Origin of the sequence: Algoriphagus antarcticus (genome assembly GCF_002150685.1) — a bacterium.
GTDB lineage: Bacteria > Bacteroidota > Bacteroidia > Cytophagales > Cyclobacteriaceae > Algoriphagus > Algoriphagus antarcticus.
Window position 1 is genome coordinate 19,247 of record NZ_MSSW01000061.1, and the last position, 16,657, is coordinate 35,903.

At 39.4% G+C, this 16,657-nt stretch carries 19 protein-coding genes and 1 tRNA gene; 15 read left to right on the top strand and 5 right to left on the bottom strand.

Annotated elements, in window-relative coordinates:
• Positions 1–291: 291 nt before the first annotated feature.
• Complete coding sequence (locus BVH04_RS18970; RefSeq protein ID WP_086543052.1) at positions 292–2,463, top strand: catalase; 2,172 nt, start codon at positions 292–294, stop codon at positions 2,461–2,463.
• A 50-nt stretch (positions 2,464–2,513) separates the two neighbouring features.
• Positions 2,514–2,972, top strand: a complete 459-nt coding sequence (locus BVH04_RS18975; protein ID WP_086543053.1) for an ankyrin repeat domain-containing protein — start codon at positions 2,514–2,516, stop codon at positions 2,970–2,972.
• A 493-nt stretch (positions 2,973–3,465) separates the two neighbouring features.
• Here BVH04_RS18975 and BVH04_RS18985 read toward each other — a convergent pair whose 3' ends face one another.
• Both BVH04_RS18985 and BVH04_RS18990 read right to left on the bottom strand, forming a co-directional pair.
• The gene (locus tag BVH04_RS18985) at positions 3,466–3,924 is read right to left on the bottom strand and encodes a ferritin-like domain-containing protein (protein ID WP_086543055.1); all 459 of its coding nucleotides are present in this window, start codon (positions 3,922–3,924) and stop codon (positions 3,466–3,468) included.
• A gap of 398 nt (positions 3,925–4,322) precedes the next feature.
• Positions 4,323–4,901, bottom strand: a complete 579-nt coding sequence (locus BVH04_RS18990) for a class I SAM-dependent methyltransferase (protein WP_086543056.1) — start codon at positions 4,899–4,901, stop codon at positions 4,323–4,325.
• A gap of 480 nt (positions 4,902–5,381) precedes the next feature.
• Between BVH04_RS18990 and BVH04_RS18995 the strand changes: the two genes are divergently transcribed.
• The 6 genes from BVH04_RS18995 (at position 5,382) to lepB (ending at position 10,611) form a co-directional block, all read left to right on the top strand.
• Complete coding sequence (locus BVH04_RS18995; protein ID WP_140160619.1) at positions 5,382–5,969, top strand: hypothetical protein; 588 nt, start codon at positions 5,382–5,384, stop codon at positions 5,967–5,969.
• Between the two features lie 520 nt (positions 5,970–6,489).
• Positions 6,490–7,272, top strand: a complete 783-nt coding sequence (locus BVH04_RS19005; RefSeq protein ID WP_086543059.1) for a ParA family protein — start codon at positions 6,490–6,492, stop codon at positions 7,270–7,272.
• Between the two features lie 2 nt (positions 7,273–7,274).
• The gene (locus tag BVH04_RS19010; RefSeq protein ID WP_086543060.1) at positions 7,275–8,186 is read left to right on the top strand and encodes a ParB/RepB/Spo0J family partition protein; all 912 of its coding nucleotides are present in this window, start codon (positions 7,275–7,277) and stop codon (positions 8,184–8,186) included.
• A 2-nt stretch (positions 8,187–8,188) separates the two neighbouring features.
• Positions 8,189–8,797: a DUF5683 domain-containing protein gene (locus BVH04_RS19015; protein ID WP_240510982.1), complete on the top strand. Its 609-nt coding sequence runs from the start codon at positions 8,189–8,191 to the stop codon at positions 8,795–8,797.
• 2 nt (positions 8,798–8,799) lie between these two features.
• Positions 8,800–9,522, top strand: coding sequence for a 4-hydroxy-tetrahydrodipicolinate reductase (gene dapB, locus BVH04_RS19020; protein WP_086543061.1), 723 nt, complete (start codon positions 8,800–8,802; stop codon positions 9,520–9,522).
• A 15-nt stretch (positions 9,523–9,537) separates the two neighbouring features.
• Positions 9,538–10,611, top strand: coding sequence for a signal peptidase I (gene lepB / locus BVH04_RS19025; protein ID WP_086543062.1), 1,074 nt, complete (start codon positions 9,538–9,540; stop codon positions 10,609–10,611).
• Positions 10,612–10,950: 339 nt separating this feature from the next.
• On the opposite strand, the gene ung is transcribed toward lepB, so the two are convergent.
• Positions 10,951–11,613, bottom strand: a complete 663-nt coding sequence (ung, locus tag BVH04_RS19030) for a uracil-DNA glycosylase (RefSeq protein ID WP_086543063.1) — start codon at positions 11,611–11,613, stop codon at positions 10,951–10,953.
• An 82-nt stretch (positions 11,614–11,695) separates the two neighbouring features.
• On the opposite strand from ung, the gene apaG reads away from it, so the two are divergent.
• Positions 11,696–12,082 carry a Co2+/Mg2+ efflux protein ApaG gene (apaG, locus tag BVH04_RS19035; protein WP_086543064.1) on the top strand — a complete coding sequence of 129 codons (387 nt, stop codon included), beginning with the start codon at positions 11,696–11,698 and terminating at the stop codon, positions 12,080–12,082.
• A 1-nt stretch (position 12,083) separates the two neighbouring features.
• On the top strand, positions 12,084–12,863 hold the full coding sequence (locus tag BVH04_RS19040) for an O-methyltransferase (RefSeq protein ID WP_086543065.1): 780 nt from the start codon (positions 12,084–12,086) through the stop codon (positions 12,861–12,863).
• On the opposite strand, the gene BVH04_RS19045 is transcribed toward BVH04_RS19040, so the two are convergent.
• On the bottom strand, positions 12,852–13,442 hold the full coding sequence (locus tag BVH04_RS19045; protein ID WP_086543066.1) for a class I SAM-dependent methyltransferase: 591 nt from the start codon (positions 13,440–13,442) through the stop codon (positions 12,852–12,854). The genes BVH04_RS19040 and BVH04_RS19045 overlap by 12 nt on opposite strands.
• Before the next feature lie 17 nt (positions 13,443–13,459).
• Between BVH04_RS19045 and BVH04_RS19050 the strand changes: the two genes are divergently transcribed.
• The 4 genes from BVH04_RS19050 (at position 13,460) to rplI (ending at position 15,962) form a co-directional block, all read left to right on the top strand.
• Positions 13,460–14,389, top strand: coding sequence for a hypothetical protein (locus BVH04_RS19050; protein WP_086543067.1), 930 nt, complete (start codon positions 13,460–13,462; stop codon positions 14,387–14,389).
• 470 nt (positions 14,390–14,859) lie between these two features.
• Positions 14,860–15,231, top strand: coding sequence for a 30S ribosomal protein S6 (gene rpsF, locus BVH04_RS19055; protein WP_086543068.1), 372 nt, complete (start codon positions 14,860–14,862; stop codon positions 15,229–15,231).
• Positions 15,228–15,479, top strand: a complete 252-nt coding sequence (gene rpsR / locus BVH04_RS19060; RefSeq protein WP_057937597.1) for a 30S ribosomal protein S18 — start codon at positions 15,228–15,230, stop codon at positions 15,477–15,479. The genes rpsF and rpsR overlap by 4 nt, the downstream gene beginning before the upstream one ends.
• Before the next feature lie 39 nt (positions 15,480–15,518).
• A complete protein-coding gene (rplI, locus tag BVH04_RS19065; RefSeq protein WP_086543069.1) occupies positions 15,519–15,962 on the top strand; it encodes a 50S ribosomal protein L9 in 444 nt (147 codons plus the stop codon).
• Between the two features lie 54 nt (positions 15,963–16,016).
• On the opposite strand, the gene BVH04_RS19070 is transcribed toward rplI, so the two are convergent.
• Complete coding sequence (locus BVH04_RS19070; RefSeq protein ID WP_086543070.1) at positions 16,017–16,262, bottom strand: hypothetical protein; 246 nt, start codon at positions 16,260–16,262, stop codon at positions 16,017–16,019.
• Between the two features lie 317 nt (positions 16,263–16,579).
• Here BVH04_RS19070 and BVH04_RS19075 point away from each other — a divergent pair.
• Positions 16,580–16,652: transfer RNA gene (locus BVH04_RS19075), tRNA-Gln, on the top strand.
• The last annotated feature ends 5 nt before the right edge of the window (positions 16,653–16,657 follow it).

A 16,657-nucleotide genomic window follows, 5' to 3' on the forward strand; every position in this document is an offset into this window, starting at 1 on the left:
ATAATTTGAGTGATCCTTATTTACTGATTTTTCTATAAAATGAATTCAAACATTTCGATTAGAATGAGTAACATACACCCCAAAAATTAGAAATTTCCCCTCTTTCAGTCATTCACAGTTAAGGTGTTGCAAAATTATTTTTAGAATCTGAGAAGTAAAACATCAAAAATAGATCAATCACCTAAGTGTAAAGGCTGTATATCAACTAACCGTTCTGGATCACCACGAGCTTCTGGAAATTGGAATATTTTTAGAGGATTATCTTCAAAACGTAAACTAAATCCCACACCGATGACCAAAAAACATAATTCAGAAAATGGCAATCCTAAGCAAGATGATCTCAAAGTAAACATGGAGGACGGAAGTGGTCAGGCAATGACCACTAATCAAGGATTAAAAATAAACGATGATAACAACTCCCTAAAAGCTGGAGACCGGGGAGCTACCTTGTTGGAAGATTTCATTTTGAGAGAGAAAATCACTCATTTCGACCATGAACGAATTCCCGAAAGAATAGTACATGCCAGAGGTTCAGGAGCTCATGGGGTATTTAAAGTATATGATGACTCATTGAAAAAATACACAAAAGCCAAATTCCTTACTGATCCTTCGCGCGAGACTCCCCTATTCACTCGCTTCTCTACAGTTGCAGGCTTTCGTGGTTCAGCAGATGTTCCCCGCGATGTTAGAGGCTTTGCAGTAAAATTCTATACAGAGGAAGGCAACTACGATCTGGTAGGAAATAATATGCCTGTATTTTTTATTCAGGATGCAATCAAATTCCCAGACCTAATACATGCTGTAAAGCCTGAGCCTCACAATGAAATTCCCCAGGCAGCTTCTGCCCACAATACCTTTTGGGACTTCGTTTCCCTTTCTCCAGAGACCATGCATAATATAATGTGGTTGATGAGTGATCGGGCAATTCCTCGGAGTTTACGAATGATGGAAGGTTTTGGAATCCATACATTCCGTTTGATAAACGAGGAAGGAAAGTCTCATTTCGTAAAATTCCATTGGAAACCACTTCTTGGTATACACTCAGTAGTTTGGGACGAAGCTTTGAAAATAAACGGCCAAGATCCGGATTTTCACAGACGCGATCTGCACGAAGCTATAGATAGCGGTGCTTTCCCGGAATGGGAGCTTGGGGTACAGATTGTTCCAGAAGAAGATGAGCACAAATTTGACTTCGATTTGCTGGATCCGACCAAGTTAATTCCAGAAGAAATCGTACCGGTGAAGCTAATAGGTAAAATGACCTTGAATCGAAATCCCGAAAACTTTTTCGCAGAGACAGAACAAGTTGCTTTTCACCCTGGACATCTAGTGCCTGGTATTGACTTTACCAATGATCCTTTATTGCAAGGAAGGTTGTTCTCCTATACAGATACACAACTAAGCCGTCTGGGTGGGCCTAATTTTCATGAAATCCCTATAAACAGACCAATAGCGCCGATGCACAATAACCAACGAGATGGGATTGCTCGAATGGAAATCAATAAAGGCAAGACAAGTTATCATCCAAATTCCATGTCTGATGGCTATCCTGAGCAAACTAAAGTAAGTGATGGAGGTTTTGCAACGTACCAAGAAAGAATAGATGCAAACAAAGTAAGAGCGAGAAGTAAAAGCTTCATGGATTTCTTCAGTCAGCCTGCACTATTCTACAACAGTCTATCAGAACCTGAGCAAACTCACGTCGTGGATGCTTTTTGTTTCGAACTGGGTAAGGTGAATATTACTGAAATTCGCCAGCGTACGGTAGGATTGCTCACTCAGATTGATGGTGGACTGGCAAAGAAGGTAGCCGACGGTTTGGGATTAGAAGTGAAAGAGCCGGAACATCCGATCAATCATCAGTTTGGTGCCGATGCCAATCCAGAGGATTATCAGCCTACTAAGGTAAATCCAGAGCTGAAAAGTTCTCCTGCATTAAGCATGGCCAATACGATCAAGGGTAATATAGCAACCCGTCAGATTGCATTTTTGACTGCTGACGGAGTTGATGGAAACTCAGTTTCAACAATGAAAGCTGCTTTAGAAGCTCAAGGTGCAATGGTAAAGATAATCGCTCCCAAGTCTGAATTTGTGAAAGACAGTGAAGGTAAAAATATTAAGGTGGATCATAGTTTTTTGACTTTCTCCTCAGTATTAGTGGATGCTATTTATATCCCTTCAGGTGACAAGAGTATAGAAACTCTTAAGCAAACTCCGAAAGCTATCCATTTTATTGATGAAGCATATTTGCACTGCAAAGCAATCGCAACAGCTGGTAAGGGTAAGGAGTTGATAGAAATTAGCTATGTCAATAACTACCTGAAAAAGAATCCTGAGAACTTAGAAGATATGGGGCTTGTATTGGGTAGTGATTCAGATAAAAACATCTCTGAAAAATTTATTACGGCAATTGGCAACCATAGATTCTTTGAACGTGAGAAACAAGGTAAAATTCCAGCTTAAATGATAAATCAGGGGAACTGCTACAGTTCCCCTATTTTACGAAACACGTTATGAAAGAACTTATCGACGCAGCTAGGTTGGGCGATACGGAAATGATTGCTCAGCTTTTAGACCAAGGGGCGGATGTAAATTTCAAAGATGAGAAAGGTTTCGATCCACTGATAATTGCATCCTATAATAACCAGCTCAAAGCTGCTGAAATGTTGCTAAAAGCAGGTGCTGATGTGAATGCAAGTGACCATGGTGGCAACACAGCCTTAATGGGGGTCTGTTTTAAAGGCTATACAGAAATAGCTAAACTACTGATGAAAAACGGTGCTGATCTCAACGCAACTCATGGAAACGGTGGCACCGCATTGATGTTTGCAAGTATGTTTGGAAAAAGTGATATAGTGAAGCTCCTACTGGACTCAGGAGCAGACAAAATGATAATGGATGCTAAAGGTCTAATGGCGGTTGACCATGCAGGCATGCAACGTAATATGGAGATTATCGAGCTTTTATCTTAATCTTAAAGCATTCACCTTATTTCAACTCTACTTACTAACAATCTTTCTGGTAGTCACATCCTGGATCTTATCGAAAAACAGGTTACATTTCAACTACTCTAAGACAAAAAAAATCCCTGCAAAAAGCAGGGATTTTTTTTGATTCTGAAATTAAATATAATGAGTGTTCGCTTTGTTGCACGTTCCGGAAAAAAGCAAAATCTTGATTCTAAATCGGATCAAATTCCCCCTTTCTTAAAGGGGGTAAGGGGGATTTTAGGAAGCAAATCAGTATTAAATTTGGCAACGTGCAGGATTGCGGATACTCATATTAAATATTCTGATTATACGGAATCTTGCCAGTGGAAAATTTATAGGATCAAAAATTCACAGATACCTAGAATTCTGGTTTACTCCAGTCTACGGTCATCGATCTTTCAACCCCTTGACCAAAGAGAATTCGCTTACTGGCAGAAAAGCGTACATACACATTAAATATTTAGGCTTTTTGCAACTATACTTGCTGATCTCTCAGCTGCTTAACTTTATCATGTGACTGTCTCAGGGTAGCCTTTTGCTCAAGAACCAATTGTTTCAAGTGTGCAGGCAGATCATCATCATTTGCGGCATCTTTATAGGCCTTCTGTGCAGCATCTTCTCCGTCCTCACAGTTTTCAAGAACACTTTTACGATCATGCCCAGTGAATACTGCCTTTACGTCCATCCAAGCTCTGTATAGCTTTCCGCTGGCCGTTGTACCTTGGTCAGTATCAGTTTTGAGAACGTTTAGTTCATTAGAAAGTGCCATCTTACATTTCTGACTTTCACCAATCATAGAAACAAATAATGTTTTTAAATCTTGGTTTCCTTCTTTCAAATTTTCGATCGCTTTTTCATACCCCTCAATTCGGTCATTGTTGATTTGCACCAAATCGTTTAGGATTTCTGCAGCCCCATTGTTATTAGAATTCATAATGTGTGGTTTGTGTGGTTATATGTTATTTGAAAATAGATAAGAGATGTTTCTACCTAAAATCGACTGCCCTTGTATAATCAGTTCTTAAGAGATTAAGGGATACATGGTAGAAAGCACCCTTTCTGTCAAGTATAAGCCAAATCCTCAGCCAAAGAATTTATAGCACCGCCTTTCTACCGCCTGGGCACTCAGGCAGAAAAACTGCATCAGAGATCTATAAAAATTCGTGAAATCATTAGGAAAAAGATTCTCATTATGTAGAAAAAAATCCTTGTTCTTAAAGGCGCTTCATTCCCATTTTGCTAAGCGTGATAAGTTTAGAAGTTCACCGGATTATCATTCCCCTGTGCGTCAATCAAAACTACCTGAGGCATTTGTTCTTGGATTGTTTTAGTTCACCTGCCTTTCTCCCAAAATCTCAACTTCCCTTTATTGTTGGACTTGATCATTAGGTAGCTTTCCGGTATCTCAGCGGCATCACCGCAATAGGTTACTATTCTTGTCCACTTCGGCAATTCTTCAAACTTCTCACGGATTAGCCTGATGTAAGTATGGAATTGCTCCAGATTGATGCTATTATCCTTGTCCAACTTATCTTTGAGATTGATGTTTTCTTCAAAGGCATTGAAAAAATAAAAGGAATCAAACCTTCCAAAATCAAGGTTTTTTAAATCGTCACAAATGAAGTCAAGGTTGTGAAGTCTAGCTTTTGAAGCTAATTTTCTGGAAAGACGAACGAGGTTCTCCCTTTGCTCTACTCCAGTTATTTTAGCTCCAGAATTTGCAGCTGCGATTAGGCAAAATTTACCCGCTCCTGAGCCCAAATCCAACACTGATTTACCTTCAACTTCACTTAAAAAAGCAATCGCATTTTTTGCCACATCCACCGGAGTCCAATGGGTGCCGGACAATGCTTTCATTTTTATGGGATAAAGTGCATCAAACTCTTCATCCGTTATTGCTTTCAATTCCATAGTAAAATCAAAAAAGTATGTAGAAGGACAGATCTTTCTTCCATATGTTTTTGCTGACTGGATCAGGCCGAATATATGGGAAGCTAGCTATATTATGCATAGATTTTGGACGATCTCAATAGAAAGAATTTCACATTCGTCATTGTTCTTACTTGAATTGCCAATGCTTATATTTTTCCCTTAAAAGATTCCACTGATGTATTACCTCTCCTGTTTTCAAGAAAGTTTGAGATTGAGGTGTAGGCTCAGGTGAGACATCATACTCTTTGTGAAATTGAAAGAGGAGAAGTCAATCATTGTAAAGGGGCCTGATAAACTGGCAAAATTTGTTGGTTTGGAATTATCATCTTCTGTCCAAAAACTACGCAAAGCCATGAAAACTGCAAGAGCTTTACAAATTAAATCAAACCTGCACGGCCCCTTTTGATGACCTTTTCTGATTGATTCGATGGTAAGTAATACATTTAACCAAAATCAATTATGAAACGGAACTTTTCAACTCTCCTCATTTTAGTCGTGTCGCTCGCCTTTACATCTTGTAAAGATGACGATGATGACCCAAATGTAGTCCAAGTCAAAATCAACAATGTTGTACCTGAGCAGTACTTACAGATCGTCCGCGGCCTTGGAATGGAAACATATACTGGAGATACACCACCAGACATTTCAGGCACCTATCTGATGAGCCCAAATCTATTATTAAGGTCTAATATCCCAAACGATGCCCCATCCAATTCTCCTTTTGTGAATTACACCATTAATTTTACCAATCAAAACTCTTCGAACTTCAGTATCAGCTTTACAGGAAGCGCATCTGGTGAACAGGACTCAAGCAATTCAGCAGTAATTGCAGGTTCTGGAAATGATTTTTCCGTTTATGGAAAGAGCACCACAGTTGTGGGATCCAATTCAGTTGTGTTGGGAGTGATCTATTCAGGAACAATGGAAGGCGGAAAAATAAAAAATCTGAAACGAGCAATTATAGTTCTTGATGATTCAAAGGGCGGACCTAATCTGCTGAAAAACGAAAACGCCCGAGTATTTCAGGATGGAGATCGAAGCTCTTAATTACTCTCAATCGAAAATCTTAAAAAGTAATCTTTACAATACCCTCCTATAAGTTTGGAGGGTATTTTTATTTGTGTGAGATACGCTTTTCCAGATCGTGGTCATCAAGCCAAAAGCTAGAATATTCTCTATTTTCATCAAAATGTCTTAAAGTCAAAATTACTGAATCGTACATTACTGCTAGCGCTTCGGGTAAATAATTGAACCTCCATTTAGATACTTTTTTTTTCACAGCTGATTTATAAGCATACTGTAATTTGCCCCAAAACCATTCGCTTGTCTTAACTAGCCTTAACAATTCACCCCTCAATAAAAAACAGCCGAGCTAATGGCCTTTTAGAGAAGCACAATATAATTCAAGAGGTTGAATTTCAAATACTTAATTTAAATTATCAATCCTGGCTTTAGTCAAAATCCAATTTATAGGTTGTTTTACAAAAGCTAAAAAAAGCAGGCGAACCAGCCAGAAAAGAATTCATTTTGCTTAATATTGAGATTAAATTACTCTTCAATTAACACCATGGGAAAAATCATTGCCATTGCCAATCAGAAAGGCGGAGTAGGCAAAACTACCACAGCGATGAACTTGGCGGCTAGTTTAGCTGTCCTGGAATTTAAGACCCTGGTGATTGACGCTGATCCACAGGCCAATACAACCTCCGGGCTGGGTCATGATCCCAAATCCATCAACAGCAGCATTTATGAGTGTATGGTAGATGGAGTTGATGTCAAAGAGATCATTCATAAAACAGATCTTGAGTATCTAGATTTGGTGCCATCGCATATTGACCTAGTCGGTGCTGAGGTGGAGATGATCAACTTGGACAATCGGGAAGAGAAAATGAAAGAAGTTATTCATGAGCTGAAAGATTTGTATGATTTCATCATCATTGATTGTTCTCCTTCCTTGGGACTGATTACTATCAATGCCCTTACCGCAGCCAATTCCGTAATTATCCCTGTTCAGTGCGAGTATTTTGCATTGGAAGGCTTGGGTAAATTATTGAATACTATAAAAATAATTCAAACCAGACTAAACCCTGATTTGGAAATCGAAGGTATCTTATTAACCATGTACGACGTTAGGCTTCGCCTTTCTAATCAGGTGGTGGAAGAAGTAAGATTACATTTCAAAAATATGGTTTTCGAAACCATCATTCCTCGCAATGTAAGACTCAGTGAAGCACCTAGCTTTGGTTTACCGGCTATTTCCTTTGATGCAGATGGAAAAGGTGCAGTTGCCTATTTGAACCTAGCCGGTGAAATAGCACAGAAAAATGACCTGCAAAAAGTGAGTAAATAACTATGTCAGACCAAAAACCGAATCGTAAAAAAAGTGTCTTGGGAAGAGGTCTTGGAGCCTTGCTAGAAGATAGCCCAGCCAAGCACAAAGCTGAGGGGATTTTACCTGAGGTAGTTAAAACTGGGATTTTCGAAATCCCTCTTGATCAAATTCAGGTCAATCCTTTCCAGCCAAGAGTACACTTCAACAAGGATGCACTGGCTGAACTTGCAGAATCCATCAAGGCTCAAGGTATAATCCAGCCTATCACGGTAAGAAAACTTGACACGAATGAATATCAGTTAATCTCTGGAGAGCGTAGATATCAGGCATCGAAAATTGTGGGATTGACTCAAATCCCCGCTTACGTTAGAACTGCAAACGATCAGCAAATGCTGGAAATGGCGCTTATAGAGAACATTCAGCGTGAAAACCTAAATGCCCTGGAAATTGCTCAGTCCTATCAACGGCTACTTGCAGAATGTAACTTGAAGCAGGAAGAATTAGGAGATCGGGTGGGAAAAAACAGAACTACTGTAAACAATTACCTTAGACTTCTGAAGCTCCCCCCTACTATCCAAGGTGCCATCCGTGATCAGCAACTGTCTATGGGACATGCACGTGCTTTGATCAATATTGAAAACGTGGATATCCAACTTGCTATTTTCAAAAAAACAGTAGAGGAAGAACTTAGTGTGCGAAAAGTAGAAGCTTTGGTAAAGGCTTTGAACGAAGGAAAACCAGAGAAACCTGCAGCTCCGGTACTTGATCCTGTTAGAAAATACGAGATAAATAAGCTTCAGCAGCGACTTGCCTCTCATTTCGGTACCAAAGTAGCACTGAAGTCAAATCCGAAAAATAAAGGGGAAATAAAAATCCCTTTTAACTCAGCCTCTGATTTGAATCGGATTCTAGAAATTCTGGAAATCATCTAGCCTTGAAGCTGCCAGTTTCCCATAGCATATTCCACAACAGAGCCCCACTGATTTTAGTGGGTCTTTTGCTTTTCTGTTTCAGTCTGAGTACGGTGTCTATTGCTCAAGAAGCAGATACACTAATAATAAAAACACCAAAGGTTCCAAAATCTAAACCTGACTATTCCTTACTTCCAAAGAATCCGAAAAAGGCGACCATACTCTCGGCTATTTTGCCTGGAGCAGGACAAGTGTATAATGGTAGATCATGGAAAGTACCTATTATTTATGGCGGCATCATTACAGATGTTTACTTCATAAATTTCAACAATCGGCGCTACCAAATTTTCAAACAGGCGCTAGCTGATTTTGACGATGACCTGCCAAGAGATTTCCCTAGCCTAAACCGTGATGGATTAGTGCGGAATGTGAACTATTGGAGAAAAAGCCGTGATCTTTGCTATTTGCTTTTGGTCGGCATATATGCATTAAACATAATTGATGCGAACGTGGATGCACACCTTTCAGGCTTTGATGTTTCTGATGATATCTCATTGAGATTTGAACCTCACTATGAAAGTTTTTCCTCTAATAATAAATCAGTGGGACTTTCTGTAAAACTCAATTTTTAAACATGAATATTTTACTTCTAGGCTACGGTAAAATGGGGCAACTGATAGGTCAGTTGTCTGAATCCCGTGGACATAGCATTGCTGGAAAAATCAACATCGATAATCGCGATGATTTGACTTCATTGGATCCTGGTACTATTGATGTAGCGATCGAATTCAGCCAACCTGAAGCAGCAGTGGAAAATATCAAATGGGCTATTGACCGGGGAATTCCTGTTATATCTGGCACTACTGGCTGGCTTGATCAAAAACCAGAAATCGAACAGCTTGCTCTTGCCAGCGATGGGGCATTTTTCTATGCTTCAAACTACAGCATCGGTGTCAACATCTTTTTCAAAGTCAATGAATTCTTAGCAAAATTGATGAATGAAACTACCGGGTACAAAAGCTCAGTGGTAGAGATTCATCATACTGCCAAAAAAGACGCGCCGTCTGGAACAGCCATCACTTTGGCCGAAGGCATCATCAAAAACATAAAGGGATTGAAAGAATGGAATCTGTCCGAAGATGCGAGCGAAAATGAACACTTACTTCCTATCACTTCCAAACGTAAAGATCCTGCTCCGGGAACGCATATTATCCGCTACTCGTCTGAAATCGACGATATTGAACTCACTCACACCGCACACAGCAGACAGGGATTTGCGCTTGGCGCAATTTTGGTGGCTGAGTGGATTCAAGGAAAGAAAGGCGTGCTTTCCATGGATGATTTTCTATCTTTCTGAACTTAAAAACAAATCATGAGTAAGTCAACTAAAAAAAAATCAGTCGCCAGAGAATGGGGTGATGCCTTGATTTTTGCAGTAGTAGCAGCCAGTTTGATCAGATGGCTACTTCTAGAACCATTCACAATTCCCACAGCTTCGATGGAAAAATCACTTTTGGTGGGAGATTTCCTTTTCGTAAGTAAAATGCATTACGGCACAAGGTTTCCAATGACACCATTACAAGTACCACTTACTCATCAGAAAGTATGGGGTACAGAAATCGCATCTTATTCAGATGCCATCCAACTTCCATATTACCGATTGCCTGGTTTCTCAGATGTAGAGAGAAATGATGTGGTGGTATTTAATTATCCTGTTGAATTCCAATACCCAACTGATCTGAAAACCAATTATATCAAACGAGCAGTGGGCATTTCGGGAGATGTGATCGAAGTACGAGCCGGTGATGCATATGTGAATAACGAACTTGCTGCTAAACCAGAGGAAATGCAGTATTCATACGATGTGATTACTAACCGACCCCTTACAGAAGATTTCTTCAACGATTATGACATCAATCCTGAAAGCCATTTAACTTTTAGCGATGGCTCAGGATACTTGGTTTTTGCAACGGATGAAGTCATCAATAGATTAAAATCATCGCCAGTGGTAACTTCGGCAACAAAGCGAATTCAAAAAAGCGGGGGCGAACTTGGGATTTTCCCTGATGGAATGACCTTGGGCTGGAACCGCGACAACTACGGTCCACTTAAGATTCCTGCAGAGGGCTGGACGATAGAGATGACCAATGAAAATGTAATGAAATACAGTTTCACCATCGAAAAATATGAGGGCCTAGAGAATGTAGAAGTAAAAGAGGGCCAGCTATTCATCGATGGTCAAAAAGTTGATAGCTATACTTTCAAGCAAAACTATTATTTCATGATGGGTGACAATCGTCATGATTCACTGGATTCCCGCTATTGGGGCTTTGTCCCAGAGGATCATATCGTAGGAAAAGCTTGGTTCCTTTGGCTTTCACTCGACAAACATGAATCGATGTTCAGCAAGATCCGTTGGAGTAGAATATTTAGCGGAATAAATTAAGCTTAAAGCCCTGAGAGATCAGGGCTTTATTTTTTTTAATCCACAGCGGACACGTTAGCTCGAAAAACCACACCTACACGAGGCAGGCCAGTCCAAAGACAGACACACTCACTAATCAGAGTTCGGCTGGCTCAGTAACTAAGGTTTAGGACGAGTCAGTTCTAGATCACTACCTTAGGCGACCGGCTGTAGCTGGGTAGAAAGTCGAACGATAATTTTAGGCTGAAAGGCAGACTGAATACTGCATTAATTTCAGTCACTAGTCTGAAGACTTGCGAGAATTTGGGACTGCAACTGTGACTGATCACTGGGACTCAACAAATGGACTCATATATTCCTTTACCAGTCAATCGGCTTTTTGCCTTTTGCCAAAAGGTATTCATTCGCTTTTGAAAAGTGTCTGCATCCAAAAAAACCGCGATAGGAAGAAAGTGGGCTAGGATGCGGAGCTTTCAAGATCAAGTGTTTGCTATCATCTATTAATGCGGCCTTCTTTTGAGCGTAAGCTCCCCAAAGTAAAAACACAACATTTTCACGGGAATCGCTGATCGTACGAATCACCTCATCGGTAAATTCCTCCCAGCCTTTTTTCTGATGAGAACCAGCTTCATGAGCTCGAACTGTCAGTGTCGCATTCAATAAAAATACACCTTGATCTGCCCAGCGAATTAGATTGCCATTATTGGGCAAAGGTTTACCTAAGTCAGATTCTATCTCTTTAAAAATATTCAGAAGACTAGGTGGAAAAGGCACTCCAGGCTTCACTGAAAATGATAAACCGTGAGCTTGACCAGGACCGTGGTAGGGATCCTGACCAAGAATAACCACTTTGACAGTGTCAAGAGGACTATGATTGAACGCATTGAAAATTTCATTTCCGGATGGGTAAACATTTTTAGACGTATACTCGTGTACCAAAAAAGTAATTAAGTCTTTAAAAAACTTTTGGTCAAAAAATTGATCTAAAGCACTTCTCCAGCTTGGTTCGATTTTAACTTTCATTAGTAATTATTATTATCCAAACTACAAATTGTATATTTGCTGGATTGAAGGTTGTTTTATGCATGGTAACAATATATAATGTATGGTAACAAAAGTTACATCTGGGATTCAAGTATGTGTTGAAGTCACCTACCAATCAGAATTCTCTAGTCCTCATCAGCACCATTTCGTATTTACCTACAAGGTAACTATTGAAAACAGAAGCAACCAAACTGTGCAGCTATTGCGCAGAAGATGGGAGATTTCTGATGCAGCAGAAGTTAGAAAAATAGTGGAAGGTGACGGTGTAGTTGGCCAACAACCAATTTTGGAACCTGGAGAATCGCATAGCTACGTATCTGGATGCAATTTAAAATCCGGATTGGGAAAAATGAATGGCGTTTTTTTTATGGAAAAATTGTTTAATGGAAGTAAATTCGAGGTGATAATTCCCGAATTTCAGATGATAGCTAGTTACTTCCATAATTGATTTGCTAAACAAAGTTTACCCACTTCTATCTTTTCTGACTTACTGGCTTAAGAGAGAGGACAAATACTCACTTCAGTCTCCACTTTTATTCAATACTTATCAAGATCTCTTTAGTTTTATTAAAGCTAGAAAAGAAGAAGATTTAGACATCGAGGCATTTAGAAAGCATCTACTCTCTTCGGATGAAATAATCGATGTGGAAGATTTTGGTGCAGGCTCCAAAAGTGTCAGTACGCCCAAACGACGTGTAAGCGACATCACCAAATTCAGCACAAGTAATCGGAAATTTGCCCATCTCTATCAGTTTTTCTGTTCCTTAACTCCTGCAGAAACAGTTCTCGAGTTGGGAACCTGCATGGGTATTACCAGTAGATATCTTGCCAGAGTCACTTTAGGGAAACTCTACACATTCGAAGGCTCCGAAGAAATCGCTAGAATTGCTCAGCCTGTCCAGGGGTTTGATAATTTGATCTTGGTTGCAGGTGAGCTTAGCCAAACATTGCCCTACACACTTGCAACCTTGGATAAAATTGATTTTGCATTAATAGATGCCACACATACATACGAAGGGACGCTAAAGTATTTTGAGCAAATACTCATTAAGACAGACAATAAATCCATAATTGCCATAGGAGACATTCATTGGTCACGAGGAATGGAAAAGGCCTGGAAGGAGATTAAAAATAAGCCCGATGTCAAACTCAGTTTGGATTTTTATGAATGCGGAATTGTGTTCCTTGATTACCCGGGAGAAAAAGCAGAGTATATCTTAGATTTTTGAATTCTCCAGAATCATAAACACTTCCGAACCCAATCTTTCAGGAATCGAATTATAACAAGGGGCAAAAGTATGTACTTCAAAATACTTTTCGAACAGAAACCTATACTCCTCCGACTTTCCTCCGAAAGGTGGGCCTTCGAAGTCAAATTCTCTATCAAACCAAACTCCTGCTATTTTTCCACCCGGACTTAGGAGCTCTTTCATTTTCTTCGCATAATCCACTCTGAGACCCGGATCAAGCGCACAAAAAAAAGTCTGCTCCAAAATCAAATCATACTTTCCTGTATGCAGAAAAAAATCTTCGTGATGAATGTGATCTAATGGAAAACTCGGATTTAAAGATTTAAACCTCTCCAAAGGCTCATATGAAAGATCCAGTAGCTGAAGATTATGGAAACCAGATTTCCATCCATATGCTGCTTCATACCCCGAGCCAGCTCCAGGAATCAAGACCTGAATCTCCTTATTTTTAATTTGGTCTAAATATTGCACAAGTGGTGGAGAGGCAAAACCAATATCCCAACCAGTTTTGCCATAAGAATATCTTTCAGTCCAATAATTTTTGTCTAAAAAAGCCATTTTAACGCCTTATTTGAATGAATACTGAATTTGAAAAGAACGCGCCAGAGAAGAAAGACCAAGGTAAAAACATTATCATAATTGTTTTGGTCCTCTTAGTGATAATTAGTGGAATCAAACTTTACACTGATTATGTGGATCGCACTAAAAAGTCAGAAGAAATTCTGCTTCTCTCTACTGAAAACAATGATTTAAACCAGCGGCTGGACTCTGTAACGTATCAGCTTGACTTGAGGATTCAGGAAATCGAAAAACTCGGTGGCGACGTGAAGTCCCTCGAAGAAGCCCGTGATCAATTAATAGCAGAAAGAAACACATCCAGGCAGAGAAGTTCTTCAGAAATAGTTGCCTTAAATGAGAAAATAAAGAGCTTCAATGGTATGATAGTAGAGAAAGATCAAGAGATTTTGGAGCTAAGGGCTATGAACCAACAACTTTTTACCGAAAATCAAGATCTGAAAACCACTCAGGCAGAAATAGAGGAAGAAGTAGCTCAGCTGAATATTCAAAAGGAAGATCTTCAAGCCAAAGTCAACGTGGCCTCTATGCTGAAAGCAGAAAACATTGAAATCGCTGCGGTAAATTCCAAAGGTAAAGAGCGGGTAGAAACTACTAAAGACTTTAAAAACCGTCAAATCGAACGGATAAAAGTAAGCTTCAATCTGGCAGACAATAAAGTAGCCGAAAAAGGCCCAAGAAACATATATGTGCAGGTTTTAGCGCCAAATGCACAGCCGATTTTTGATGTGGCAAAAGGGTCTGGAACCTTCATGATGGATGGAGCGGAGCAATTCTATACTGTAAAGCAAGATGTTATTTTTAACAATACAGAACAGGAGTTGACATTCTTCTACGAGAAAGGGTCGGATTACGTCTCCGGAACTCATCAGGTCAAGATTTACGTGGACAATTATGTAGTCGGCTCAAAGACTTTCACAGTAAAATAATCAAGAGGCTGTCTCATAGGTCAACTCAAGATCCCGAAGTTTGCCTATATGAAAATTAACTCATATGCCTACCCGAATAATAAATCAGGCTGTCTCAGAAGTTGAGACAGCCTGATTTTTATTATTAAGATCTTGGAAAATATAGAGTTACTCGGGAAACACAATTGTTTTGCGCCGTATCTATCAGAGAAAATGAACTCCTTTGGCTCTCGACTTACTTTTCAAATATAAGCCCGTTTTGGAATTGCAGCTGCGCCATTGTAAACTTCAAGCAGACGATTACAACATACTACTTACCACATTTCACCTGACATTCAGTCATTGACCTAGGTGCACAGCTTATAAAATTGTACTTCGGGAGCATTTTTCTTCACCCCGTCGCACTTTTGGTTTAGCTATCCGTTTGGAATTCAGTAAGATTTCCCTACTTTTGCATCCTGTTTATTAAATTCCTTAAACACATTAAAAAAATGTTCCAAAGAAATTACGAGACGGTATTCATTTTAACTCCCGTTTTATCTGATGTTCAGATGAAGGATACTGTCGACAAGTTTGTGAACTTGTTAAAAGAACTGGGGGCAGACGTTATTAATGTGGAAAATTGGGGTCTAAAGAAGATGGCTTACGCTATTGAGAAAAAGACTACAGGTTTCTACATTATGGTTGAATTCAAGGCCGATCCTACGCTCATCCACAAATTCGAAGTAGAATTTAGAAGAGAAGAGAAAGTGATGAGATTCTTGACTACTGTTTTGGATAAGCATTCTATTGTTTATGCCGAAAGAAGAAGAAAAGGAGAGTTTAACAAAAAAGTTGAAGCTAAGGAGGAAGCCACCAAATGACATTAGTTAACGAGCCAATCAATAGAGGCGAAATCAGAAAAAAGTATTGCCGATTCAAAAAGCACGGCATCAAGTACATTGACTACAAGGATCCTAACTTCTTGTTGAAATTTGTCAATGAGCAAGGTAAAATTCTTCCAAGAAGACTTACTGGCAACTCTGCGAAATTTCAGAGAAAAGTGGCTCAGGCCATCAAAAAAGCAAGACATTTGGCTTTGTTGCCATTCGTAACCGATGGGTTGAAATAATTCGGTCTTGTATCGTCCAATCACAAAAGATCATTACAAATGGAAATCATACTAAAAACAGACATCAAAGGTCTTGGCTATAAGAATGACTTGGTAGCTGTAAAACCAGGATACGGAAGAAACTACCTGATCCCTCAGGGTTTCGCAGTACTTGCAACTGGCTCTAACAAGAAAATTCTTGCTGAGAATATCAAGCAAGCTGCTCACAAAGCAGAAAAGATTAAAACTGAAGCTCAGAATATCGCTGAAAAACTTGAGGCCCTTACATTGGAAATCAAAGCGAAAATCGGTGAATCAGGTAAAATCTTCGGTAAAGTAACTACACTTCAGATTGCTGATGCACTAGCATCTCAAGGTATCGACATCGACAGAAAGAAAATCTCAATCAATACACCTGTAGATGGTGCTGGAGAATTTGAGGCAGAGGTTGATCTTCACAGAGAAGTGAAAACTAACGTTAAATTCAACGTGTCAGGAGAATAATCCTCTCACCTTGATAAAAAATAAAAACCCCGAATTATCGGGGTTTTTTTGTGCTTAATTCAATGCTATTTCAAGGCTCTCTACCAATTTCTTGGACACTGCCTTGGCGTTCTTTTCTCTAGCCTCTTCGAAAATCGCTAAAGCTTGTTGACCTTTTTCAATCACTCCCACAGGATTTTGATCATTTTGGAAGCTGACCCAGCACCAAGAAAGCTCTGATGCTACGGCTTCGCCTGATTTCAACTTAGCTAATTTCTGCAACACTTCAGGAAGTATCTTTTCTAATTTCTCAACTTGCATGACAATTAAAGGTTTGGTAGTTTTTCAATATTTTAACAAAAATGAACAAATATTTCTGAATAAGCAATACAAACGCCTCACTGTTAACAATATCACAATTTTGAGCTACTAGTATTCCGTTTTCTGGAATATTGATTTCATCCCAAATTCACTCGGACTGCATTTAAACCAAATTTAAAGTCTCATTATTTTCAGCTGATTCAAAGGCAATTAGCTGAAAAACACAAAAATGTTTACGGGCTAGTTTGGAAAAAATGAAGCAAGACTTTACCTTTGTGACACTTTAAGAAAGGCTCTCGGGAAATCTTAAACGAAACTGGCTTATGGTGTAACTGGCAACACGTCTGATTTTGGTTCAGAAGAGTCCAGGTTCGAGCCCTGGTAAGCCAACAAAA